Source organism: Stenotrophomonas sp. STEN009 (assembly GCF_056760395.1).
Genome location: NZ_JBRRES010000007.1, coordinates 66052 through 91230 on the forward strand (window position 1 = coordinate 66052; position 25179 = coordinate 91230).

The 25179-nt window shown below is 68.3% G+C and carries 17 protein-coding genes, 1 tRNA gene and 1 pseudogene; 7 read left to right on the top strand and 12 right to left on the bottom strand.

Annotated elements, in window-relative coordinates; translation table 11 throughout:
- Positions 1 to 14: 14 nt before the first annotated feature.
- Genes tldD through ACVOMM_RS05100 form a run of 4 tightly spaced genes read right to left on the bottom strand, consistent with a single transcriptional unit; the run spans position 15 to position 7494 of the window.
- Positions 15 to 1460: a metalloprotease TldD gene (gene tldD, locus ACVOMM_RS05085; protein WP_481525949.1), complete on the bottom strand. Its 1446-nt coding sequence runs from the start codon at positions 1458 to 1460 to the stop codon at positions 15 to 17.
- A gap of 60 nt (positions 1461 to 1520) precedes the next feature.
- On the bottom strand, positions 1521 to 5375 hold the full coding sequence (locus ACVOMM_RS05090) for a YhdP family protein (protein WP_180876092.1): 3855 nt from the start codon (positions 5373 to 5375) through the stop codon (positions 1521 to 1523).
- 30 nt (positions 5376 to 5405) lie between these two features.
- Complete coding sequence (gene rng / locus ACVOMM_RS05095) at positions 5406 to 6893, bottom strand: ribonuclease G (protein ID WP_053516779.1); 1488 nt, start codon at positions 6891 to 6893, stop codon at positions 5406 to 5408.
- Complete coding sequence (locus tag ACVOMM_RS05100) at positions 6886 to 7494, bottom strand: Maf family nucleotide pyrophosphatase (protein ID WP_065174871.1); 609 nt, start codon at positions 7492 to 7494, stop codon at positions 6886 to 6888. Before ACVOMM_RS05100 ends, rng begins: the two co-directional genes overlap by 8 nt.
- A 129-nt stretch (positions 7495 to 7623) precedes the next feature.
- Between ACVOMM_RS05100 and ACVOMM_RS05105 the strand changes: the two are divergent.
- From ACVOMM_RS05105 to ACVOMM_RS05120, 4 genes and pseudogenes are all read left to right on the top strand, one after another.
- Positions 7624 to 8355, top strand: a pseudogene (locus ACVOMM_RS05105) (SIMPL domain-containing protein); the annotation flags it as partial.
- A 257-nt stretch (positions 8356 to 8612) separates the two neighbouring features.
- A complete protein-coding gene (locus tag ACVOMM_RS05110; RefSeq protein WP_481525950.1) occupies positions 8613 to 9263 on the top strand; it encodes an energy transducer TonB in 651 nt (216 codons plus the stop codon).
- A gap of 195 nt (positions 9264 to 9458) precedes the next feature.
- Positions 9459 to 12266 (top strand): TonB-dependent receptor, encoded by a 2808-nt coding sequence (locus tag ACVOMM_RS05115; protein WP_065181829.1) that lies wholly within the window; start codon positions 9459 to 9461, stop codon positions 12264 to 12266.
- A gap of 129 nt (positions 12267 to 12395) precedes the next feature.
- A complete protein-coding gene (locus tag ACVOMM_RS05120) occupies positions 12396 to 13820 on the top strand; it encodes a basic amino acid/polyamine antiporter (protein ID WP_128988847.1) in 1425 nt (474 codons plus the stop codon).
- Positions 13821 to 13863: 43 nt separating this feature from the next.
- On the opposite strand, the gene ACVOMM_RS05125 is transcribed toward ACVOMM_RS05120, so the two are convergent.
- From ACVOMM_RS05125 to ACVOMM_RS05160, 8 genes are all read right to left on the bottom strand, one after another.
- A tRNA-Asn gene (locus ACVOMM_RS05125) sits at positions 13864 to 13940 on the bottom strand.
- A 22-nt stretch (positions 13941 to 13962) separates the two neighbouring features.
- Entirely contained in the window at positions 13963 to 14433 is a 471-nt protein-coding gene (rlmH, locus tag ACVOMM_RS05130; protein WP_019662111.1) for a 23S rRNA (pseudouridine(1915)-N(3))-methyltransferase RlmH, read from the bottom strand.
- A 64-nt stretch (positions 14434 to 14497) separates the two neighbouring features.
- Complete coding sequence (gene rsfS, locus ACVOMM_RS05135) at positions 14498 to 14908, bottom strand: ribosome silencing factor (protein WP_053520119.1); 411 nt, start codon at positions 14906 to 14908, stop codon at positions 14498 to 14500.
- 58 nt (positions 14909 to 14966) lie between these two features.
- On the bottom strand, positions 14967 to 15632 hold the full coding sequence (nadD, locus tag ACVOMM_RS05140) for a nicotinate-nucleotide adenylyltransferase (RefSeq protein ID WP_053520120.1): 666 nt from the start codon (positions 15630 to 15632) through the stop codon (positions 14967 to 14969).
- A 3-nt stretch (positions 15633 to 15635) separates the two neighbouring features.
- Complete coding sequence (holA, locus tag ACVOMM_RS05145) at positions 15636 to 16673, bottom strand: DNA polymerase III subunit delta (protein ID WP_053520121.1); 1038 nt, start codon at positions 16671 to 16673, stop codon at positions 15636 to 15638.
- Positions 16674 to 16684: 11 nt separating this feature from the next.
- Positions 16685 to 17269, bottom strand: a complete 585-nt coding sequence (locus tag ACVOMM_RS05150) for an LPS-assembly lipoprotein LptE (protein WP_053520122.1) — start codon at positions 17267 to 17269, stop codon at positions 16685 to 16687.
- 138 nt (positions 17270 to 17407) lie between these two features.
- Positions 17408 to 20050: a leucine--tRNA ligase gene (gene leuS, locus ACVOMM_RS05155; RefSeq protein WP_065181980.1), complete on the bottom strand. Its 2643-nt coding sequence runs from the start codon at positions 20048 to 20050 to the stop codon at positions 17408 to 17410.
- A 105-nt stretch (positions 20051 to 20155) separates the two neighbouring features.
- Positions 20156 to 20758, bottom strand: a complete 603-nt coding sequence (locus ACVOMM_RS05160) for a DUF998 domain-containing protein (RefSeq protein ID WP_065181828.1) — start codon at positions 20756 to 20758, stop codon at positions 20156 to 20158.
- Between the two features lie 123 nt (positions 20759 to 20881).
- Here ACVOMM_RS05160 and trxA point away from each other — a divergent pair, with 123 nt between their 5' ends.
- The 3 genes from trxA to ACVOMM_RS05175 all read left to right on the top strand — a co-directional run bounded on the left by trxA (position 20882) and on the right by ACVOMM_RS05175 (position 25179).
- The gene (gene trxA, locus ACVOMM_RS05165; protein WP_053520124.1) at positions 20882 to 21739 is read left to right on the top strand and encodes a thioredoxin; all 858 of its coding nucleotides are present in this window, start codon (positions 20882 to 20884) and stop codon (positions 21737 to 21739) included.
- A 153-nt stretch (positions 21740 to 21892) separates the two neighbouring features.
- Positions 21893 to 23557: a FecR family protein gene (locus ACVOMM_RS05170; RefSeq protein ID WP_430544337.1), complete on the top strand. Its 1665-nt coding sequence runs from the start codon at positions 21893 to 21895 to the stop codon at positions 23555 to 23557.
- The gene (locus ACVOMM_RS05175; RefSeq protein WP_262100418.1) at positions 23554 to 25179 is read left to right on the top strand and encodes a CHASE2 domain-containing protein; all 1626 of its coding nucleotides are present in this window, start codon (positions 23554 to 23556) and stop codon (positions 25177 to 25179) included. Before ACVOMM_RS05170 ends, ACVOMM_RS05175 begins: the two co-directional genes overlap by 4 nt.

A 25179-nucleotide genomic window follows, 5' to 3' on the forward strand; every position in this document is an offset into this window, starting at 1 on the left:
GGCCGTTGCCATGTTCAGGCCTGGGTGCCGCCGACGGTCAGGCCCTCGATCAGCAGCGAGGGCTGGCCGACACCCACCGGCACGCTCTGCCCGTCCTTGCCGCAGATGCCCACGCCCTCGTCCAGGGCCAGGTCGTTGCCGACCATGCGCACCTTCTGCATGGTTTCCGGGCCGTTGCCGATCAGGGTCGCGCCCTTCACCGGCGTGGTGATGCGGCCATCCTCGATCAGATAGGCCTCGGTGGCCGAGAACACATACTTGCCACTGGTGATGTCGACCTGGCCACCGCCGAAGTTGACCGCGTACAGCCCCTTCTTCACCGAGCGGATCATCTCCTGCGGATCGTGCTGGCCGGCGCGCATGTAGGTATTGGTCATCCGCGGCATGGTCAGGTGCGCGAACGACTCGCGGCGCGCGTTGCCGGTCGGTGCCATGCCCATCAACCGTGCATTGAGGCTGTCCTGCATGTAGCCGACCAGGATGCCGTCCTCGATCAAGGTCGTGCACTGGGTCGGATGGCCTTCATCATCGACGTTCAGCGAGCCGCGACGGCCGTCCAGGGTGCCGTCATCGACGATCGTCACCCCCGAGGCCGCCACGCGCTCGCCGATGCGACCGGCGTAGACGCTGGTGCCCTTGCGGTTGAAGTCGCCCTCCAGCCCATGGCCGACCGCTTCATGCAGCAGCACGCCAGGCCAGCCCGGGCCGAGCACCACCGGCATCACACCGGCCGGCGCCGGCACCGCGTCCAGGTTCACCAGCGCCTGGCGCAGCGCCTCGCGGGCGAACGCTTCCGGCCGGCCATCGGCGAACAGTTCTTCGTAGCCATAACGGCCACCACCGCCGGCATAGCCGGACTCGCGGCGACCGTTCTGCTCGACGATCACCTGCACGTTCAAGCGCACCAGGGGGCGGACGTCGGCACCCAGAACGCCGTCGCTGCGCGCGATGAGCACGGTGTCAACGCCACCGGACAGGCTGACCATCACCTGCTTCACCCGCGGATCGGCGGCACGCAGATAGCCATCCAGGCGCTTGAGCACTTCAACCTTGGCCTCGTTGCCGAGCCCATCGATCGGATCCAGCGCCGGATACAGCGCGCGTGCATTGCCGCGCAGCAGCGAGCGGCCCGCCTGGGCACCGCCCTCGCGCGAAATCGCGCGTGCCGACTGCGCCGCCGCCAGCAGCGCATCGGCATGGATGTCATCGGAATAGGCGAAGCCGGTTTTCTCGCCGGCAATGGCACGCACGCCGACCCCCTGCTCGATGGAATGGGCACCGTCCTTGACGATGCCGTCTTCCACGCTCCAGCTCTCACGCCGGGCGTGCTGGAAATAGAGGTCGCCGAAATCGACACCGGGGCCGAGCAGCTGGCCGAAGGTGCGCTCCAGTCCAGCGGTATCCAGGCCGCCGGGGCGTAGCAGGCGGTCTTGGGCAAGGGTCAGGGCGATATCAGTCATGGGTCTCGATCTGGGGATGCAGGGGCACTCAGGCAAGCCCCGGGGAATGGGAGGCCGCGCTCAGCGCGACCGCGGCAGGTCGGTCACGGCCGGTGGAAGGGTCGGCGCAGGTGCGGGAGCCGGCGGGGTCCGTTCGCGGCTGCGTTCGATCACCTCCACCTTCGGCTCCTTCCAGGGACCGGTCACCTTGTAGGTACGGGCGCCGATCTCACCCAGCGGCTTGGACAGCACCGCATTGGTCGCCGCCCCCAGCGCAGCCCCGACCGGGCCACCGGCCACTGCGCCGACCACGGTCAGCAGATTGCCGGCACGCGGATTGACGTCGATGGTCTGGTCGAACTGCTGCTGGCGCAGGTCGGCCTGGCCGCGGATGGTGATGTTCGCCGCAGGCCCTTCGATCAGCACCTTGTCGGTGCGGGCCACGCCCTGGCCGAACTGCAGGCTGCCCTCGATCTGATTGAACGCGAAGCCCTTGGAGAAGAAATCACGGAAGTCGAACATCAGCCGCCGCGGCAGCTGGGCCACGCTGAGCAGACCCAGCACGCGACCGGCACCGGGGTCCAGTTCCAGCAGCTGACCGTTGCGCGCATGGATATCCAGCTGGCCCTGCAGATTGCCCAGCTGGAAGTCCGACGGCCCGCCATTCCACGACGCCTGCAGCTGCGCCTGGCCGGCGCCGCCACGCAGTTGGCCACCGTAGTCGAGATTCTGCATCAGCGCGCCGAGATCCTCGCTGCGCACCTGCGCGTTCAGCTCGGTGCGGGCGCCGCTGCTGCTGCCCAGCCAGCGGCCGGTGATATCGATCTCCTGGTCGGGCGCGCGGAAGCGCAGGGTCTGCACCTCCAGGCCGTTGCCCCGCGGGCGGGTGCGCAGCACGGCCTGGCCGAGCGCCACCTTGCCGAACTTCAGGTCGGCGATGTCCAGCGCGAATGGCGGCAGTCTGGCCGGATCCATGTCGTTGGCGCCGGCCTGCACCCGGGCCGGTGCCGCTGGCGCACCGGACGCGGCCGGCGGTGACTGCCAGTACACCCGGTCGAGCTGGCCGCTGATGGTGCCGCCCTCGGCATTGGGCACGCTCAGGCGGCCAGCCAGCGAAGGGCCGTCCAGGCGCACATCCAGCGCCTGCGCGCCCGGGCGCAGTTGCAGGCGGGTCTGCTCGAACACCCCTCCGATCAGCATCAAGCGGCCGACCTGCACGTCGATCGCCCGCAACGGCATCGGATCGCCGTCGCCGTCTCCGCCGCGGGCCAGGCCGATCCACTCCAACGCGTCCAGGGTCGGGCTGTGACCGTTGACCGCCAGCCCGCTGGAAGGCGGCTCGCGGTCGACCTGGCCGCTGCCGAGGGTCACCTGCACGCCGGTCTGATTGTTATGGCTGCGCGCGGCCAGGGCCAGGCGCTGGCCAAACGCCACGTCGATACGGCCATCCCCCATCGGCAGCTGCGCAGTCACGGTGGTGGCCAGTGGCTCGTCGGCGGGCTTGTCCAGCGGGGCGGGAAGATCCAGGCGCGTGCCTGCCAGATCCGAGCGCAGGCGCAGTTCGCTGGGAGGAGCGGGCGCGCCTGGCGCGACCTTCGGCAGGTTGACGGCGATGGTCCAGGGCGAGGTACCGGTGATGTAGGGCTTGAGCCAGGCCATTTCCGGCGCGCGGTCAATCAGCACGCCTGCATCAAGGCGCGCCGAAAGCTCCGACTCGAAGGCCAGCTTCGGGTCACGCACGAACCCACCCGCGCGCAGGCTCAGTTGGCCGTCCTGGCCCAGATGGCGCACCGCCAGTTGCTCGGCGGCAAAACCACCGTTGCCGTAGCGGGCCAACCCACGCATGTTGTCGAATTCCAGCGCGAAGCGCTTCTCCACCAGCTTCACGCCGGCCAGATCGACCGTGCCCTGCAGGTGCCCCCCCCCTTCGTCGGCATGCAGCGGCTTCAGCAGGTCGAAGGTCACCTGCGCCGGCCCGGTGGCGGTCAGGTTGTCCAGCGTCTCGCCGTATTCCTGGTGCAACGGGCTCTGCCGCAGCAGCGCCAGCAGCTTTCCGGCTTCGCTGCGGGTATCGGCACGCACGTACAGCGGCTGCTGGCCGAAATCCTTGATGCCGGCCTCGAAGTGCTGCACCGGCACGCCTGCCAGGTCACCGCGCCCCTGCATGTGGAAGCCAGGACCGATGAAGGCGATGTCGGCGTCAACCTGGCTCATCAGCGGCCAGTCGCGCTGGAAGCGGATGTCGCCGCGGGTGATATGGCCGGTGGCCTCGAACCGCCCGTCGTTGTTGTCGAAGGGCCAGTCGTCGAGGTCACCGGTGACCAGGCCGATACCATCACGCACCTGGCCGCCGGCCAGCGCCATGTCCAGCCAGTCGGTGGCACCCTTGCTCATCCTGGAATGGATCCAGAAGCGCTTGGCGGCCGTCATCGGTACATCGTCCAGCTTGGCCGCCAGCTGCAGCCACGGACGCGTGCCATTGCCCTGGAACCAGACACCACCGCGCAGATCGGCTGCGTAATCCGTGCCTTCCACACGCAGGGCCGCCGTGCCGATGCGCCAGCCGCCGCCTTCGTCGCGCCACCCCACCACCTGGCCTGCCAGGTGCAGGTCATGGCGCACGCCGAAGCCGGTCGGCCAATCGAACTGAAGCTCGCGCTGCGGCTGCAGCTGCAGGCGGAAGCCATCGGCGTCGCCTTCGAAATGGCCGCCCAGCCCACGCAAGCCAGGTGCGTCACCGACGCTGGCAAAACCCAGCGACTGCAGCTCGCCCTGGGCCCACAGCGGACCGTTGCGCTTGCCGGCCAGCTGCAGTTCCCGCAGATCCAGCTGCGGCTTTGACAGGAACAGCCAGCGCCGCAGGCCAGGGTCCAGGCGGTCACTCAGCGCCAGCGCACGCAGCGCGGTGCCGGCCTGCACCGCCCCGCTGCGGATGCCCAGTTGCGTGCCTACCTGCAGTTGCAGTCCATCAAGCTGCTGCGCGCCGGTGTCGTCCACCAGCCGCAGGCGCGGTACCTGCATCGCCCATCCGTCCGCCTGCCGCTGCCAGCGCAGCAGCGCCTGCATGCGCTGCAACTGCAGCCGCGGCACTGCCAGCCCCGGCATCGGTGCGCCGTCGATGCGCAGATCCCGCAGATCCGAATCGGTGGTCAGCGCCACGGGGACGAAATCGCGCAGGGTCAGCCACACATTGAGTTCGCCGCGTCCTTCACGCAGGCGCACGCCCCCGGCCGCCAGCAACGGCGACCAGGCGCGGAAATCGATGGGATCGGCGCCCAGCCATGCCTCGCCGTCGCCACGCACACGGTCCACATCCAGCACGGCGGTCAGCGGAAGTGCGTCGGTCTGGGCCCAGGCCCGCACGCCTACCCGCAGGCGGTCGCCGTTGACGCGCAGGCGCAGATCGACGCGCGGCAATACGGTGTCGATGCCGAGTGCCGGAGCCTGCACGCCCAGCCGGCCGCCGATCACCTGCAGCTCGCCCAGCCGGCGCAGCGCCTCCAGCGGGTCACCACCGCTGCTGGGCTGCGGCAGGCCACGCACCGACCAGCGACCGTCCTCGCTCTGCTGCAGATCCAGGGCCAGGCCGCGCAGACGCAGCTCGGTCAACGAACGGCCCGGCAGCAGGCCGCTGTACATCGACACCAGGATTTCAGCCTCGCCGACCGCCAGGCCCTGCCCGGCGCCGATGCGCAGGCCCTTCAGCTGCAGCAGCGGGCCACGACGGGTCCACGCCGTGTCCAGCTGGTCGAAACGGACCGGCTGGCCTGCGCGCTCGCTCAACCAGGCGGCGATCCTGTCGGGGTGTCGCTCGGCCAGCGGCAGCAGCTGGCTGAAGGTGCCCACCAGCAGCGCCAGCCCGACCAGGGCCACCGCACAGGCAGCAATGAGATGACGGCGGATCCTTCGCAGTCGCAGGCGCGGCGGCGCGCTCATCGGCCGCCGCCGACCTTCGGCCGGCGTGGATCAGAGCAGCACAACATCGAACTGCTCCTGCAGGTACTGCTCATCCGCCTGGAAGCGGATGCTCTTGCCGAGGAACTCTTCCAGCTCGGCCACCGCCGCGGATTCCTCATCGGTGATGCGCGCCACCACCTTGGTCGACGCGATCACCAGCAGGCGCGCGGCATCGAACTGGCGCACCGCGCGGGTGATCTCGCGGAAGATCTCGTAGGTGACCGTTTCGGTGGTCTTGATGGTGCCGCGACCGCTGCACTGCGGGCAGGTCTCCGACAGCTGGCGCTCCAGGCTTTCGACCGTGCGCTTGCGGGTCATCTCCACCAGGCCCAGCGGCGAGAAGTCGTAGACCGTGGTCTTGGCATGGTCCCGCGCCAGCGCCTTTTCCAGGGTTCGCAGCACCTGGCGGCGGTGCTCGGCATCGTCCATGTCGATGAAGTCGATGATGATGATGCCGCCGAGATTGCGCAGCCGCAGCTGCCTGGCCACGGCCTGCGCCGCCTCCAGGTTGGTGCGGAACACCGTCTCCTCCAGGTTGCGCTGGCCGAGGAACGACCCGGTGTTGACGTCGATGGTGGTCATCGCTTCGGTCTGGTCGATCACCAGGTAGCCACCGGACTTCAGCGGCACCTGCTTGTCCAGCGCGCGGCCGATCTCGTCCTCCACGCCGAACATGTCGAAGATCGGGCGATCGCCGGAGTACAGCTCCAGCTTCTCGGCCAGCACCGGCATGTACTTGGCCACGAAAGCCTGCAGCTGCGCGAACGTTTCCTTGGAATCGACCTTCACCTTGTCCACGTCCTTGCGGATCAGGTCGCGCACCGAACGCAGCGGCAGGCTCAGGTCTTCATAGATCACGCTGCAGGGGGTGGCGTCGCGGCCGCGGCGCTCCACCACGTTCCAGACCCGCGACAGATAGGCGATGTCCTCGGCGATGGCTTCGGCCGGCTGCCCTTCGGCGTTGGTGCGCACGATGTAGCCGTAGCCGCCGTGCTGTGCCGACAACTCGGTCACCAGCGCCTTCAGGCGCGCGCGCTCGGCCTCGTCCTCGATGCGCGCGGACACGCCCACCACTTTCGATTGCGGCAGCAGCACCATGTAGCGCGACGGGATGCTGATCTGCGTGGTCAGCCGCGCGCCCTTGGTCCCGATGGGATCCTTCACCACCTGCACCACGATGTCCTGGCCGTCGCGCAGCAGCTCGACGATCGGCACGCTGGCCGGTGGCGGCAGGGTGGTGTTCTCGGTGTCGGCACTGGCCACCGGCGCTGGCCGCACCACGTCGTTGGCATGCAGGAACGCAGCGCGCTCAAGGCCGACCTCGACGAAGGCGGCCTGCATGCCCGGCATCACCCGCTGCACCTTGCCCTTGTAGATGTTGCCGACCACACCCCGGCGCCAGCCGCGCTCGATGTGCAGTTCCTGCAGCATGCCATTCTCGATCACCGCGACCCGGGTCTCGCGTGGGGTCACATTGACCAGGATTTCCTCAGACATCTGCAGCCTCCCTGGCGGCGTTGGCAATGGGAGCCGGCACGCCGCAGCGCGCCAGCAGACGATCGGTGTGCAGCAGCGGCAGCCCCATCACACCGGAGTAGCTGCCGGACAGGTGTTCGATCCAGCGCTCGGCCCCACCCTGGATGGCGTAGGCCCCGGCCTTGTCCAGCGGCTCACCGGTGGCCACATAGGCGGCGATGTCGGCGGCGCCGATCGCAGCGAACGTGACCTCGGACACCACCAGTTCGCTGTCCAGCCCGGCCGCGCCGACCACCACCACGGCCGTCATCACCTGGTGCGTGCGTCCGGCCAGGCGCGTCAGCATTGCCCGGGCATCGGCGGCATCGACCGGCTTGCCGAACACCTCGCCATCAAGCACGACCTCGGTATCCGAGCCCAGCACCCGTGCGTCCGGGTCATCGGCCAGCACCCGGGCCAACCCGGCGCGCGCCTTGTCGGCCGCAACCCGGCAGACGTACTGTTCGGCGCTTTCACTGGGCGCGCGCTGCTCGACAACCTCCAGGTCAAGCGCCTGGAAGGGGCGTCCGAGTCGGGCCAGCAGCTGGTTGCGTCGGGGGGAGCGGGAAGCAAGATAGAGCATCGGCACAGCATAACCTGAGGCCGCCGCCTGAATCGTCGGCAACCTGCTCCCGCGTGCCTTCAACCCCGAACGGACTCACAGCGCGTTCATCGCTACGACACCACCCTCACGCCACAACAAGGAGATCCCATGCGCCTGACCGCCTCCCCGCTGCTGCTTGCCCTGTCCCTCGCCCTTGGAGCCTCGATGTCCGCCCATGCCGCCCCGCCGCCGCCGATCGCCGCCCCGGCCGAGGGCACCCTGCTGAACATTTCGGCCAACGCCGAAGCGACCCGTGTGCCGGATGTGGCCACCCTGTCGGCCGGCGTGGTCACCCAGGCCGCCGACGGCAACAGCGCCATGCGCCAGAATGCGCAGCAGATGGACAAGGTGCTGGCCGCGATCAAGGCGGCCGGCATCGCCGAGCGCGATGTGCAGACCAGCGGCGTCAGCCTCAACCCGCAGTACCGCTATGCCGACAACGAAGCACCGAAGATCACCGGCTACCAGGCCAGCAACACCGTCAGCCTGAAGGTCCGCGACATCGCCAAGCTGGGCCGGGTGCTCGATGCGCTGGCCGCCCAGGGCGCCAACCAGATCAACGGCCCCAGCTTCGAGATCGACCAGCCGGAGCCGGTCTATGACGAAGCCCGCTTGGCCGCGCTGAAGAAGGCACAGGCGCGCGCCCAGACCTATGCCAAGTCGCTGGGCCTGCAGGTGCGCCGCATCGTCAGCATCTCTGAAAACAGCAACGGCGGCTTCCGCCCGGTGCCGATGATGCGGGCACAGATGGCCTCGGCCGCCATGGACAAGGCCACGCCGGTCGCGCCGGGCGAATCCACCGTTTCGGTCAACCTGGACGTGGTGTTCGAGCTGGGTCGCTGCCGACCCGGCACGGCGGGGGCACTGTCCGCCGGACAGCGCCCTGCCCTGATCTGCTGCCCACGGGGCCGGATGCCTTTCCAGCGGAAAGGTCTCCGGCCCCGTTGCGTAGATGAAGGCCAGTTCAACATCGCCTGACATGCCTCTAGGCAGTGGCGGCCACGACGCGCTAATGCTTGGCTGCCAGCCGCGTGCGGCAAACCCCGATGGCGGCCCTGGTGCGTTGACGTCTTTCGACACTGGCACGGAGGTGGACCATGGTTCGTACGTATCCCGTTGCATCCGCGCACTTCGACCCCGCCCGCATCGCCGCCTGGAGCGCGGCCATCGCACTGCATCTGCTGGCGTTGCTGCTGCTGCTCATCCCCGCCACCTACCAGGCGGTACAGGCCCCGCGTGACACGACCACGGTCCGCTGGATCGAAAAGGTCGAGACACCGGAACCTCCGCCGATCCTGCCCACCGAACCCGAACAGGTGAAGGTCGCCCCCCGCTCCCAGGCGGTGCCGACCGCACCGGTACTGCCAGCTCCCACCGCAACGGTCGAAGACGCGCCGGGCATCGTCCTGCCGGCCGCCGAACCGACCGCCGTGATGGCGCCGCCGACGCTGGCGGCAGCTACGCCGCTGGCGGGAGCCCAGCTGCAGTACCGCAGTGCGCCGCCCCCGGCCTATCCCATCCCCGCGCTGCGCAACCGCGAACAGGGCACGGTCCTGCTGCGCGTGGAAGTGGACAGCAACGGCCAGCCTGTTGCGGTCAGCATCGAACGCAGCAGCGGTTCGCGCAGCCTGGACCAGGCCGCACGCCAGCAGGTGCTGCGCCACTGGCGGTTTGAGCCCGCCCAGCATGACGGCGTGGCGGTGCCTGCGATCGGCATGGTGCCGGTGCAGTTCACGCTGCCCGACTGACCGTCGCACCGGCCCGGCCTCACGCCGGGCCGGAATCCGCGACCGGGTTTGCGAATCCGCACACCGCCCGTCCGCGCGCTGCCGATTAAGCAAAATTTCACGACTCCGTCACCTGCCGGAAACCTAGATTGGCCCGTCCCGGACCTGATCCGGCGACAGCCCTCAACGCAAGGTTTTCCAGTTAGGAGAGAAGCTGTGAAACACCCGATCCATCGGCCCGCCAGCCGCCGTGACACCCTGGCATCGTCCATCACTCACATCCTTACCGGCAGCGCCCTGCTGCTGGCCGGCGCCGTGGTTTCCTCCTCCGCCTTCGCCCAGGAGCAGGCCACCAATCTCGACCGCATCACGGTCACCGGCTCGAACATCCCGCGCACCAATACCGAGACACCGTCCCCGGTGCAGGTGGTGACCCGCCAGGAGATCGACCGCACCGGCAAGACCACGGTCGCCGAATACCTGCAGACCCTGACCGCCGACGGTTCCGGCTCGATTCCCAAGACCTTCGGCAACGGCTTTGCCGGCGGCGGCGCCGGCATCTCCCTGCGTGGCCTCGGCGCCGGCTCGACGCTGGTGCTGTTGAATGGCCGCCGCATGGCCACCTACGGCCTGGCTGACGATGGCCAGAAGGTCTTCACCGATCTGAGCACCATTCCGCTGGATGCGGTGGAGCGCGTGGAAGTTCTGAAGGACGGCGCATCGGCGATCTATGGCTCCGACGCCATCGCCGGCGTGGTCAACATCATCCTGCGCAGCGATTTCCAGGGCGCGATCCTGCGCGGTTCCTACGGCGTCTCCGGCGACGGCGACGGCGATGCCAAGAAGGCGACGCTGACCGCAGGCACCGGCGACCTGGCCACCGATGGCTGGAACGCATTCTTCAGCCTGGACGTCGGCAAGACCGACGCGATCAAGATCGGCGATCGCAAGAACCGCAAGTGGATCGGCACCGGTGACATCCGTCGCTGGGGCTATTCCGCCGCCGACGCGCAGTTCCTGGGCGGTGCCTACCTGTCCGGTGGTACTGCCGGTGGCGTGGGCCCGAACGGCTCGGTGTTCGACGACCGCAATGTCGACGACGACAATCCCGCGTTCCTGGTGGCGCTGCCGGGCTGTGCCAATCTGACCAGCATTCCCGGCCAGACCGATGCGACCGCACAGCAGCAGGGCTGCCTGTGGGATCCGGCGCAGAAGTTCCGTGACCTGAGCCCGGAAGAGAAGTACATCAACGTGTTCGGACGTGCCAGCTTCGCCTTCGGCGAAGGCGGCGAGATCTACACCGAGATCGGCTACTCGAAGAAGGAAACCACCTTCAGCAACACGCCCTCGGGCGTGTCCGGCGGCTGGGGCTACCCGGAAGGACCGGTCAACGCCAACAGCGGTTCCGGTGCCACCGTGCTCGGCCCGGATCATCCGGACAACCCGATTCCCGGCCAGGCCTCGCGCCTGCGCTATTCGGCCTGGGACGTTGGTCCGCGCGTGACCAACAACACCAACGAGTTCAACCGCTTCCTGGTGGGCGTCAAGGGCAACTGGGGCGACTGGAACTATGACACCGCCTACCTGCACTCCGGCACCGACCTGATCAACCGTCGTACCGGCTTCCTGCACTACGACAACGTCCGCTGTGCACTGGCCAACCCGAACTGTGCCGGTGGCGTATGGCGGATCGGCGACAACGCCAACCTCAACTCGCAGGCGCTGTACGATTTCATCTCGCCGGAGATCAGTGCACGCGCCAAGTCCAGCCTGGACATGTTCGACTTCACCGTGTCGCGCAGCCTGATGGACCTCAAGGGTGGCCCGCTCGGCCTGGCGATGGGCACCGAGTGGCGCAAGACCAGCAACAGCCTGACCCCGCAGACGTTCACCGACACCGGCGACATCATCGGCCTGGGCTACTCGGCCTATGACGGTACCCAGAACGTGTACGCCGGATACGTCGAACTGTCCGCGCCGGTGCTGGAACAGCTGGAGCTGTCCGGTGCACTGCGCTACGACAAGTACGAGAGCGGTGAAGGCAAGGCGACGCCGAAGCTGGGCGTGAAGTGGACCCCGGCCGACTGGATCGCGCTGCGCGCCAGCTACGCCGAAGGTTTCCGTGCGCCGAACCCGGCCGAGAACGGCGACGGTGGCCTGGCCGCCTTCTCCAACGCCCGCGACCCGGTGCGCTGCGCCATCAGTGAAGCCGAATGCACCGCACGCTCGGTGGCGATCATCACCCGCCCCAACAGCGACCTGAAGCCGGAGGAATCCAAGAGCTATTCGGTGGGTATCGTGCTGCAGCCGACCTCCTCCACCTCGATGACGGTGGATGCGTGGCAGATCAAGCGCACCAACGAAATCGCCCAGGGCAGCACCGCCGACGCCATTGCCGCCGGCAACGTCCTGCGCGACACCAACCTGCTCAACGGCATTGCCGGCACCGGCAGCATCCTGGCGGTCAACACGCAGTACATCAACGCCGCTTCCACCCGCGTGCGCGGTATCGACACCGATATCCGCCAGACCTTCGATATCGGTCCGGGCCAGCTGGAAATGGATCTGCAGTGGAGCCATGTGCTGAAGTTCGAGCGCACCGATGCCGATGTGACGGTCGACTACGCCGGCACCCACGGCAACTGCGACGTCACCAACTGCATCGGCACGCCGAAGGACCGCATCAACTTCGGCACCACCTGGAGGCAGGGCCCGTGGAGTGTCAGCGGCGTCGCCAACTACATCAGCAAGCTGGAGAACAAGGACCGCCGTGGCGGCGACTACCTGGCGTTCTACGAGGATGGCTCGCCGGTCGAGAAGATCTCCTCGTTCACCACCTTCGACCTGTCCGGTCGTTGGAACATCACCGAAGCCTTTGAACTGAACGCATCGGTGCAGAACGTGTTTGATCGCATCGCACCGCTCGATCCGACCACCTATGGCGGCGTGAACTACAACCCGCTGCACTTCAGCGGAGCCATCGGCCGCTACTTCACGGTCGGTGCCAAGTACACCTTCAACTGATCGTCGCTGCAGCATCACCTTCGGAGGCCCGGGCACATGCCCGGGCCTCCGTCGTTGCAGATGTTGCATGCGGCTTCACGGCACTGCCGCTACTGTGCCCCTGCGGCCGCGCTGCCGCAGGGGAGATTCATGGCTGCGACCTCACAACGGCTGGGCCTGGCTGCACTGACCGCTCTGGTGGTCGGCTCGATGGTCGGCGCCGGCATCTTTTCCCTGCCACAGAACGTGGCGCGCAGCGCCGGTCCGGCCGCCGCGATCATCGGCTGGGCGGTGAGTGGCGCCGGCATGCTGATGCTCGCCTTCGTGTTCCAGGCCCTGGCCAACCGCCGGCCGGACCTCGATACCGGCATCTACGCGTATGCGCGGGAAGGCTTCGGCAACTACATCGGCTTCTCCGCGGCATGGGGCTACTGGGTTGCCTCGGTACTCGGCAACGCCAGCTTCTTCGTGCTGATCTTCAGTGGCCTCGGCCACTTCATGCCGGTGTTCGGTGAAGGCAATACGCCGGCAGCGGTGGCCGCCTCGTCGCTGTTGCTATGGACCGTGCACCTGCTGGTGCTGCGCGGCCTGCGCACTGCCGCCATCGTCAACGGCCTGGTCACGGTGGCCAAGCTGCTGCCCATTGCGTTGTTCCTCATCCTGGCCGCCGGCGCGTTCCGCATGGACGTGTTCGGCGCCGATTTCCTGGGTACCCCCGCACTTGGCGATCTCGGCCAGCAGCTGCGCGGCATGATGCTGGTGACCGTATGGGTGTTCATCGGCATCGAAGGCGCCAGCATCTATTCCCGGCGCGCTGCGCGTCGTGCCGATGTAGGGCGCGCGACCGTGATCGGCTTTCTCGGCGTATGGCTGCTGCTGGTCCTGGTGAGCCTGTTGTCGATGGGCGTGCTGTCGCAGGCCGAGCTGGCTGCCCTGCCCAATCCATCGATGGCCTACGTGCTGCGCGCCATCGTCGGCGAATGGGGCGCGACCGTGATCATCATCGGTTCGATCATCTCGGTGCTTGGCGCCCTGCTGGCCTGGGTACTGCTGTGCGCCGAGGTGCTGTATGCGGCTGCCGGCGACGGCACCATGCCCGCGTTCCTTGGCCGCGAGAATGCGCGCGGCGTGCCGGCCAATGCGCTCTGGCTGAGCAACGGCCTGATCCAGTTGTTCCTGCTGCTGGTGCTGGTGAATTCCGGCAGCTATACCGGCCTGGTACTGCTGGCTGCATCGATGAGCCTGGTGCCCTATTTCCTGTCCACGGCATTCGGCGTGCAGCTGGCCTGGCGTGGTCAGGCCTATGCGGGCGGCGAAGCAGGAATCCGCTGGCGCGACTTCAGCGTCGCGCTGCTGGCGAGCGCATACGCGCTGTGGCTTGTTTATGCCGGTGGCCTGCACAACCTGCTGCTGTCGGTGCTGTTGTATGTACCGGGCGTAGCGCTGTTCGCGCTGACCCGTCGCCAGCGTGGCGAACAGGTGTTCACGCCTTGGGAGTGGGTGCTGTTCGGCGCCATCCTGGCCGTTGCGATCGCCACACTGATGGCGTTCTGGCGAGGAGCGCTGACTCTGTAGAGCAAAAAAAAAACCTGCATCTCGCGATGCAGGTTTCTGAAAGTGGCGCCCGAAGTTGGACTCGAACCAACGACCCCCTGATTAACAGTCAAGTGCTCTAACCGGCTGAGCTATTCGGGCAGACGAACAGTATAACGGCTCTTCACGCGCGATGGTAGGGGTGATTTGCAATCATTGCGGCGGCCCGGTACAGCTGTTCCGCCACGACCAACCGCACCAGCATGTGCGGCAGCGTGAGCGGACCAATCGACCACTTCTCGTCGGCCAATGCCGAAACTTCGGGCGAATGCCCCTCGGGACCGCCGATCAGGAACGCCAGGTCCCTGCCCTGTCCCCGCCAATGCTCCAGGCGCTGCGCCAGCTGTTCGGAACTGAGCTGGCGGCCGGGCACATCCAGCGCCACGACGTAGGCATTCTTCGGCAGCGCGGCGATCACCCGCCGGCCCTCGTCCTCGGTGGCACGGCGTGGATCGCGGCCTTTGCCGCGCAGGCCGGGCTCGATCTCGACCAGCTCGAACGGCAGCCAGTGCGAGAGCCGCTTCTGGTACTCGGCGAACCCCTGCGCGACCCAACTGGGTGCGCGTTCACCGGTGGCGATCAGGCGGGCTTTCATCAGCGCTCCTCGAAAACGTCGACGGCGCCATCGGCGGCGTCGAAGGGATGCATCAACGTGCGGCTCAGGCCACTTCGTCGTCGCTGGACGGCGGCTGGTCACCGACCGTCCACAGGCGCTCGAGGGCGTAGAACTCACGCACGCGCGGCAGCATCACGTGGACGATCACGTCGCCCAGATCGACCAGTACCCACTCGGCTTCGCGCTCGCCCTCAACCCCGAGCGGCATCACGTCGATCTTCTTGGCGAAGCGCACGACCTCGTCGGCGATCGACTTGACGTGGCGGGTCGAAGTACCCGAGACGATCACCAGGTAATCGGCAACGCTGGACCGGCCGCGCACGTCGATCTCGACCAGGTCCTTGGCCTTCAGGTCTTCGGTGGCTTGACGGACACTGGCCAGCAGTTCCGGCACGGACGGCGGCGGGCTGGGCAGATCGACCTTGATGGTCTGGGGCTGGGTCTGGTTGCTCAAAGTGGATCGACTCGATAAACGTGGGGGCGATTATACGGGGATGGCGCGGTCGCGGCATTCACGGTGTTGCCGGATGGTACAGCCGCTGCGCGGCCACGTAGTCGGCCACCGCCGGCGGCAGCAGGGCACGCCAGGGCCCTGCCGCGGCGATCTGCGCGCGCACGGCGCTGGCCGATTCCCCGCGCAACGGATGGTGCAGGCGCAGGATGCGGCCGGCCGGACTGGCAAACAGGTCCTGTTCGCTGTCGGCCCACCGCCCTTCCAGGACACGGCCGAGCTCGCCGTCGACCGAGGCCTGCAGTGGACTGCCCGGCCGCTCCGCCACCACGAAGTGGGCCAGGCCGAACAGCGCCTCCCACTCATGCCAGCCGGGCAGGCCCAGCAGGCTGTCGGCGCCGACCAGCCAGGCCAGGGGCCGGCTGGGACCGAGCTCGCCGCGCAGTTCGCGCAGGGTATCGACGGTGTAGGACGGGCGACCGGGAAAGCGCGCGGCCCGATCCAGTTCGTGCCGGTCCAGCAGCAGCCCCGGCTCGTCGCCGATGGCCAGCGACAGCATCGTGCAGCGCTGTTCGGCGGTCGCGCCGGGAACCGGGCGGTGCGGTGGATCGGCCGCCGGCAGCATCCGCACCGCGACCTGCAGCTCATCGCGCGCGGCGCGCGCGATCGCCAGGTGCCCCAGGTGCACCGGATCGAAGGTGCCCCCGTAATAGACCCGCAGGCTCATCGATCAGGCCCGGGCCAGCAGCCGCACGGCGCGCGGCTCGGCCACGGCCACCAGCAGGCGCTCCAGCGCCAGCCAGGCGTCGCCGTCGGCGCGCCCCTTGGCGATGCGGTCGACCAGCCCGGCCTCGGCCACGAAACGTTCCCAGCGCTTGCCTTCCGGATGCCGCTGCAGCGCACGCTTGTACGGTGCCTGCCGCGACTCCCAGATGCCGCGCGATTTCATCTCGGCGGCAAGGTTGCCACCGCGCGCCTGCACCCGCGCCAGCCCGGCACCTGCCAGCAGTTCCCGGATCACGATCGGCATCAGCGCGGCCACCGCCTCGCCTTCGCCGCGCAGGCCGGCAAGCATGCGCAGCACCGCCGCCGGTTGCCCGGAGAACGTGGCTTCCACCAGCCGGAATACGTCATAGCGGGCGGCATCGGCCACCAGCGATTCCATGCGCTCCACGTCCAGCGCGTGCCCATCGGCCAGCAGCGCCAGCTTGTCGATCTCCTGCGCCGCGGCAAGCAGATTGCCTTCCACGCGCTCGGCCAGGCGCTGCACTGCGGCCGGATCCGCGCGCAGGCCTTTGCTGCGCAGGCGACGCTCGATCCAGTCGGGCAGTTCATGCGGCTTGATCGCCCAGGCCACCGACAGCACGCCGACCCGGCCCACCGCTTCAGCCCATTTGCCCTGGTGCGCCTTGCTCCATTCGTTGGCGGTGATCATCAGCACGACGTCCGGTGCCGGATCGGCGCAGAACCGGCTGATCACCTCGGCGCCGTCCTTGCCCGGCTTGCCACTGGGCAACCGCACTTCCACCAGGCGACGGGCACTGAACAGGCTCGGCGCGTTGAAGCTGGCGTCGAGCTGGCCCCAGTCGAAGTCGCGACCATCGGCGTCGAACACCTCGCGCTCACCGATGCCGGCGGCGCGCGCCCGCGCACGGACCGCGTCGGCGGCTTCCAGCACGCGCAGCGTCTCAGGACCGGCGATCAGGTACACCGGCGACAGCGGGGTATCAGCGCCCTGGCTGGCCAGCTGCTCCGGACGCAGTTCCATGCCGGTCCCTGTCAGGGCTTGATGGCCGGTGCCGGTGTCGGCTCGGCCGGAACCGCAGGATCGACCGGCTTCGGCGCGGACAGGCTGCCCCCCTTCGCGACTTCGGCACGGACCACGCTGTCGATGCGGCGGATGATCGAGGCCGACATTTCCCGGCGCAGTTCATCGGCCAGGATCTCGCGCTCGGTGGTGGTACCGGTCGCGTCGGTGGGCGGCGACACGTAGTCGCGCGACAGTTCGATCACCTGCTGCGGCACCAGTTCGCTGCCATCCTCGCGACGGAAGATGAAGATCACCGCGTAGCGCAGGCTGTATTCCTGCGCACGACCCTGCGAGTCGATCGCGATCGGCAGGTCGCCCCAGCGTTCGGACAACACCTGCAGCTGGGTGCTGGGTTCGTTGCCATCCTCGCTTGCCAGCTTGGCGCCGGACGCCTGCAGACTGCGGTTGAGCAGCTTGACCAGTTCACTGTACGGGGCCGTGGAGACCACCTTCACCGGCGCGGTGTCGGTCGGCAACATCAGCTTGTTGCGCAGATGGAAGCCACAGCCGGCAAGGCCGAGGACAAGAACGAGGGCAAGCAGGAGTCGGGTCATGGAGAACAGTCTGGCGGAGCCGGGCGATCACGGCAACAGACAGCGTGCCCGAGACCGCGTGAACGCAGGGCCATCAACCGCATGCCCCCCGCGTTGCTGGAACACCGGCCGCCGGGAGGGCGGCCGGGGCGGGGTACATCAGGCGGCGACGATGTTCACGATCTTGCCCGGGACGATGATGATCTTGCGCACCGTCAGGCCTTCCATGAACTTCGCTGCATTCGGCTCGGCCAGGGCCAGCGCCTCGACCTGCTCGCGAGCGGCATCGGCGGCCACTTCGATGGTGCCGCGCAGCTTGCCGTTGACCTGCACGGCCAGGGTCAGTGCGTCGCGCACCAGCGCGCTGGCGTCGGCCTGCGGGAACGGCTGGTCCTCCAGCAGCGTCTCGCCATGGCCAAGCACCTGCCACAGGGCGTGGCTGGCATGCGGGGTGATCGGATTCAGCAGAAGCACGATGGCCTGCAGTGCTTCCTGACGCACCGCGCGGCCCTGTTCGCTGCCGTCCTCGAACTTGGCCAGCGCGTTCATCAGTTCCATCACCGCAGCGATCGCGGTGTTGAAGCTGTGGCGGCGGCCATAGTCGTCGCCGACCTTGCCGATGGTCTCGTGGGTCTTGCGGCGCAGCGCCTTCTGGCCACCGTCCAGCGCGGCCACGTCCAGCGCGGGGGCGGCACCCTCGGCGGCATGCTTCTGCACCTGGGCCCACAGGCGGCGCAGGAAGCGGGCCATGCCGTCCACGCCGGCCTCGTTCCACTCCAGCGACTGTTCCGGCGGTGCGGCGAACATCGAGAACAGCCGCACGGTGTCGGCGCCATACTTGCCGACCATCGCCTGCGGGTCCACGCCGTTGTTCTTCGACTTGGACATCTTCTCGGTGCCACCGACCACCACCGGCTGACCGTCGGCGATCAGGGTCGCGCCGGTGATGCGGCCGCGCTCGTCACGCTGCACTTCCACGTCGGCGGGATTGATCCAGTCCTTGGAACCGTCCGGGTTCGGACGGTAATAGGTCTCGGCGATCACCATGCCCTGGCACAGCAGATTGCGGGCCGGTTCGTTGCTGTCCACCATCCGCGCGTCACGCAGCAGCTTGTGGTAGAAGCGGAAGTACATCAGATGCAGGATCGCGTGCTCGATGCCACCGATGTACTGGTCCACCGGCAGCCAGTAGTTGCCGCGCTTGTCCACGGCATCACGCGCGCCCGGCGAGGTGTAGCGCGCGTAGTACCAGCTCGACTCCATGAAGGTGTCGAAGGTATCGGTCTCGCGCTCGGCTGCACCGCCGCACTCCGGGCAGGTGGTCTTGCGCCACTCCGGGTCGGTCTTGATCGGCGAACCGGTGCCGGAGAACGCGACGTCCTCCGGCAGCACCACCGGCAGTTGCTCTTCCGGCACCGGTACCGCGCCGCACTTGGCGCAGTAGATCACCGGAATCGGGCAGCCCCAGTAGCGCTGGCGGCTCACGCCCCAGTCGCGCAGGCGGTAGTTGACGCGGCGCTGCCCCTGCGCCTTGCGCTCGAAACGCTCGGCCAGGGCTTCAAAGGCGCCCTGGAAATCCAGCCCGTCGAACTCGGCCGAATTGATCAGTTCGAAGGCACGGTTCTTGTCGCTGTACCAGTCCTGCCAGCGCGCGCCATCCCAATTGCGCTCGTCGTCATTGCGCGGATCCTTCAGCGCGATGACCTGCACGATCGGCAGGCCGTACTTGTTGGCCACTTCGTTGTCGCGCTGGTCATGGCCGGGCACGGCCATCACCGCACCGGTGCCATAGCCCATCAGCACGAAGTTGGCGACCCACACCGGCACCTTCTCGCCGGTGACCGGATGGATGGCGCGCAGGCCGGTATCCATGCCGCGCTTTTCCTGGGTTTCCAGCTCGGCCTCGGACACGCCGCCCTGCTTCATTTCCGACAGCAGCGCGGCCAGTTCCGGATTGTTCTTCGCTGCGTGCAGCGCCAGCGGGTGCTCGGCGGCGATCGAGACGAAGGTCACGCCCATCACGGTGTCCGGGCGGGTGGTGAACACCCGCAGCGGATCCAGCGCGCTGCCATCGACGTCGCGCACGTCGAACTGGATCTCCAGGCCCTCGGAACGACCGATCCAGTTGCGCTGCATGGTCTTGACCGATTCCGGCCAGCCGTCCAGCTCGTCCAGGCCGTCCAGCAGCTCCTGGGCGTAATCGGTGATGCGCAGGAACCACTGCGGAATCTCACGCTTCTCGACCAGCGCACCGGAACGCCAGCCACGGCCGTCGATGACCTGCTCGTTGGCCAGCACGGTCTGGTCGACCGGGTCCCAGTTCACCACCGCGTTGCGACGGTAGGCCAGGCCCTTGCGCATCAGACGGGTGAACATGCGCTGCTCGTGGACGTAATAGTCCGGGCGGCAGGTGGCGAACTCGCGCGACCAGTCGATGGCATAGCCCAGCGACTTCAGCTGGCTGCGCATGTGGTCGATGTTCTTGTAGGTCCACGCCGCCGGCGCGGTCTTGTTCTTGATCGCCGCGTTTTCCGCCGGCAGGCCGAACGCGTCCCAGCCCATCGGCTGCAGCACGTTGTGGCCGGTCATGCGCTTGTAGCGGCTGATCACGTCACCGATCGTGTAATTGCGCACGTGCCCCATGTGCAGCGCACCGGACGGGTACGGAAGCATCGACAGGCAGTAGTACTTCGGCTTGTCGGAAGTCTCGTCGACCTCGAACGCGCGGGTGGCGTCCCAGTACTGCTGGGCGGCGGATTCAACCTGCTGCGGGTCGTAGGCGTTGGGTTCAGCGCTGGTCATGGAACACGCGGATGCGGCGGCAAAGCGGTACAGCGTACCGCAGTGCGGCAAACGTCTCCAATCCTGTCCGACGGCTGTGGGCCCGGTGGCGGCCCCGCGACCGTCTCAACGGGCCCGCGACAGCGGCAGCGCCAACGCCAGCCAGACCGCCCAGCAGGCGAAGGCCAGCCGCTGCGACAGAGGCGCCGGCAGCACGCCCTGCAGGGCGAAGGCTGCCAACGCGGCAACCACACCACAGGCCAGCGCCACCCCGCCCAATGCCCGGCCCTGTGTGTCGCGCAGGCGCGCCGTGCCCAGCAGCAGGGCGCCGGCAACGAAGCCCAGCACCCATACCATCCAGGCGCTGGCATGCAGCTGGCTGGCCAGCCCGTGCAGGTCATCCACATCCAGCGGCAGCACGCCCATGGCGGCGAACGCCAGGCCGGCCAGCAGCAGCATCTGGCTGCCCACACGCGGGGCCCAGCCCGCGGTGGCCGGCAGCTGCCGGCGCAGGCATTCGGCCACCACCACCGCCAGCAGGCCCGGCAGCATGAAGCCCAGCAGATTGAAGCCCAGGGCATGCGGCATCCCCTGCGCGCCCAGCAACGCCACCGGATGGCGGGCCTGCGCATAGCCGTCGAGGCCGGCACCGAAGCCGATGACCGCAGCCACGAAGACGAGTGCGGCGATCACGCCCGACAGGCGCAGCAAGGGGGACGGCGACGACATGCAGGCTCCACGACAGCGGCAACAGGAAGGCCGCATTGTCGGCCATTTGCAGCGGCCCGGGTTGAGACGGACAGGTTCCGCCACCATAGAGTCCCTCTCCAGATGCCAAGCGATACCTCCTCCATGACCGAGACGACCTACGTATTCGACGCCACCACTGCGACCTTCGAGGCCGAAGTCCTGCAGAAGTCGCTGCAGACGCCGGTGCTGGTCGATTTCTGGGCCACCTGGTGCGGTCCGTGCAAGACCCTGGGACCGATGCTGGAAAAGCTGGCCGGCGAGTACAACGGCGCCTTTGAGCTGGCCAAGGTCGATGTCGACAAGGAACAGCAGATCGCTGCCGCCTTCCAGATCCGCTCGGTGCCGACCGTGTTCCTGGTCAAGGACGGGCAGCTGGTGGACGGCTTCCCCGGCGCCATCCCGGAGGGCCAGCTGCGCGAGTTCCTGGCCCAGCACGGCATCGTCCCCGCTGATGTCGGCGATACGGTCAGCGAGGAGGAAGCACCGCTGGACCCACAGGCACAGGTGGACGTGCTGCGCGCGCAGATCGCCGCCGAACCGGACAAGGACGAGCTGAAGCTCGACCTCGCCCTGGCCCTGCTGCAGATCGGCGGCGTGGATGAAGCCGGTACGCTGATCGACCGCCTGCCGGCCAACCTGGCCACCGACGACCGCGCCGTGCGCGCCCGTGCACGCCTGGCCTTCGCGTCCGCACTCAAGGACGCCCCGGCCGCCGAGGTGCTCGAATCACGCATCGCCGCCGATGGCAGCGACCTCAAGGCGCGCCATCTGCGGGGCGTGCAGCTGCTGCTGGAGGGCCAGGACGAGGCGGCCCTGGCCCAGTTCCTGGAAATGCTGCGGATCGACCGCGGTTTCGAGGACGGATTGCCGCGCAGGACCCTGATCGACGCCTTCAATGTGATCTCCGACGAGGACCTGGTCGGGCAGTACCGCAGGAAGATGGCCTCGCTGCTGTTCTGAACGGAAGCCTGTCCCGTTCAGAATCCCTGCACTGAACGCGGGCGATAATGTGATCGATGGCGGCCGTTCGGCCGCCGCGATCCATTCGGGGGGATGAGGGTCGGGGCCATTGGGTCTTGCTGCTGCGCCTCCGCATTGCCGGGACTGCAAACTGTGACCTTCGTCCGCACTTCGCCTTTCATTACGCGCCTCCAACGTGTCCTGCTGTGCGCCCTCCTGCTGCTGCCGGCCATCGCCGCCGCACAGGACTGGAACTACCGGGTCCGTCCCGGTGACACCCTCTGGGACCTGGGTGGCCTGTACCTGAAGCCTTCCGTGCCCTGGCAACAGCTGCAGCAGCACAACCGCATCGCCAATCCCTACCAGCTGCCGCCGGGCCAGCTGCTGCGCTTCCCGATCAGCTGGCTGCGCACCGAGCCTGCGCCGGCACGGGTCCTGTCCGTGCGCGGGAAGGTCGGGCTGGTGGGCGGCGATGGCAGCGCCACCCGCGCGGTGCGGGCCGGAGAGCGGCTGCGCATCGGCGACACCGTGGAAACCGAAGGCGACTCCAGCATCACCCTCGAATTCGCCGATGCCTCGCGGTTGCAGCTGCGCGAGTATTCGCGCCTGCGCCTGGACCAGCTCAGCCGCTACGGCCGCACCGGCATGGTCGATACCCGCCTGCGCCTGCAGCAGGGCCGCGCCAGCAACCGGGTCACCCCGGCACGTGGCCCGGCATCGCGCTACATCATCGATGCACCGACGGCGACCAGCAGCGTGCGCGGCACGGTCTTCCGCGTCAGCGCCGGCGATGGCGAGGCCGGCCGGATCGGTGCCACCGAAGTGCTGGAAGGACGGGTGCAGGTCGCCAACACCCACGGCCAGCGCCTTGTCCGTCCGGGTCAGGCCAGCCGCAACGCCAGCGCCGACAAGGCGCCAGCCGCCGTGGCCGCGCTGCTGCCGGCGCCGACGCTGCGTCAGGATGAGCTGAAACTGGCACCGCTGCCGAGCCTGCTGGCCTGGGACCCGGTCGCCGGAGCCGACCACTACCGGGTGGAGGTGGTGCAGGCGGCCACCCCGGAAATCCTGCTGTTCGCCGCCACCACCGCCGACACGCGACTGGCGATCGGCGATCTGCCGCCCGGCGAGCTGCGTGTGCTGCTGCGTGCGGTCGACGCACAGGGCGTGGAGGGCCTGGACGCCAGTGCCGACTTCGAACTCAGCGACCAACCGCCGCCGCCGTTGACCGTCTCTCCGCTGCACGGCCAGACCGTCAACAGCGATCGCCCCCGGTTCCGCTGGACCCAGGCCCCGGGCGCGAGCAGCAGCGTGCTGCAGGTCGCTGCAGAACCGACGTTCACGCAGCCGCTGCAGGAGCAGGCCAGCACCGGTACCGACCTGCGCCTGGCGCAGCCCCTGCCGCCGGGCCAGTACTACTGGCGCGTTGCCTCGCGCGATGACAACGGCCACCAGGGGCGCTATGGACAAGCGCTGCCACTGCAGCTGACCAACGAACCGGTGGACCCTGCCCTGCAGCCGCCCGAGGCGGCGCATGGCCAACTGACCCTGCGCTGGCAGGCCGGCAGCGAAGGCCAGCGCTACCGCGTGCAGGTGGATCGTCGTGGCGACTTCGCCAGCCCGATGCTCGATGAAACCGTCGAGCAGCCCCAGGTCAGCTTCAAGCGGCCATGGAGCGGCACCCTGCACGTGCGCGTGCAGTACATCGACGACGACGGGCACGCAGGCGATTTCTCGCCCGCGCAGCAGGTCAAGCTGCCCTGCCGCCTGTGCTACGGCGCCGGCGGCGGCGGTGCGCTGCTGCTCTGGCTGTTGTTATGAGGCGTTCGCCGCTTCCATGGTCCCGACGGATCGCACTGGCCGTGCTGGCCGGTGTGCTGACCGCCGTGGCCAGCCATGGCCAGTGGCTGTGGCGCCAGGATGAAGCGGCCTACGACGCGATGGTCGGCGGCTGGGACTATCGACCCGACCCCAGCGTGCTGATCATCGCCATCGACGAAGGCAGCCTGCAGCGCATCGGCCAATGGCCATGGCCGCGCTCGGTACATGCGCGCCTGCTTGATCGCCTTACCGACGCCGGCGCCGAACGCATCGCACTGGACCTGATGCTGTCAGAACCCGACCGCCGCGACAGCCGCCAGGACGAAATCCTGGCCGCCGCGATCCGGCGCAATGGCCACGTCGTACTGCCCGTGCTGGCGGCGCCGGCAGCCGGCGACCGCATGGCCGAGGAACTGCTGCCCATTCCACTGATCGCGGCCAGCGCTGCGGCGATCGGCCACAGCGATGTCGAAGTGGATGGCGATGGCGTCGCCCGTGGGGTGTACCTGCGCGCCGGCATCGGCCAGCCGCATTGGCCTGCGCTGGGCCTGGCCCTGGCCGGACTGCCCGCCAGCGCGATCGACGGCCTGCCGGATCCCGAGCCGGAGGTCGATTCCCCCTATCAGTGGCGCCGCGACGATTACGTGCGGGTGCGCTACGCGGGCCCGCCGGAACGATTGCCGCAGGTGTCCTATGCCGACGTGCTCGAGGGCCACGTGGACATGGCGATGCTGCATGGGCGACGCATCGTGGTCGGAATGACCGCCAGCGGCATCGCCCCGCGCCTGCTCACGCCGACTACGCGCGAGTACTGGATGAGCGGCAGCGAGTACCAGGCCAACATCGCCTCGATGCTGCTGCAGGGCAGGCAGATCCACGTCCTGCCACGGCTCTGCCAGGACGCCATCGGTGGCCTGCTGGTGGCGCTGTGCGTGATCCTCCTCGGCCTGCGCCTGCCCTGGCTGACGGCGCTCTGTTCGCTGCCGCTGGCCCCGCTGCTGAGCTGGGCGCTGCTGCGCGCCGGCAACCTGTGGTGGGCACCGGCCAGCGCGATGCTGGGCATCGTGCTGGTGCTGCTGGCCTGGGCGATATGGCGGATCGCGGCCTGGCACCGGCTGGCCAACCGTGACGCGCTGACCGGCCTGGGCAACCGGCTGCGTTTCGAACAGTCGCTGCAGCAGGAATGCGATGCCGCACGGCGCAGCGGCAAGCCGCTCACGCTCGCGCTGATCGACGTCGATCACTTCAAGCACCACAACGACCGTCACGGTCACCAGGTCGGCGATCGCGTACTGCGCGAAGTGGCGCAGCAGATCGCCGCCCACGCGCGTCGCCCGCGCGACAAGGCGGCACGCTACGGCGGCGATGAGTTCGCGCTGGTGCTGCCGGATACGCCGGCCGAGGGCGCGCGGCAGGTGATCGAAGACCTCATCCAGAGCATCCGCGCCCTGCCCGCACCGGGCGAAGGCCATGGCGGCGGCATCACCCTGACCATCGGCGTCTATACCCGCATCCCCAACGGCGAGCTGCAACCCCACCATTTCGTGGAAGGTGCCGACGCGGCGCTGTACCAGGCCAAGGCCAATGGTCGCGACGGCTACGTGATCGACGCCGCAGGGTGA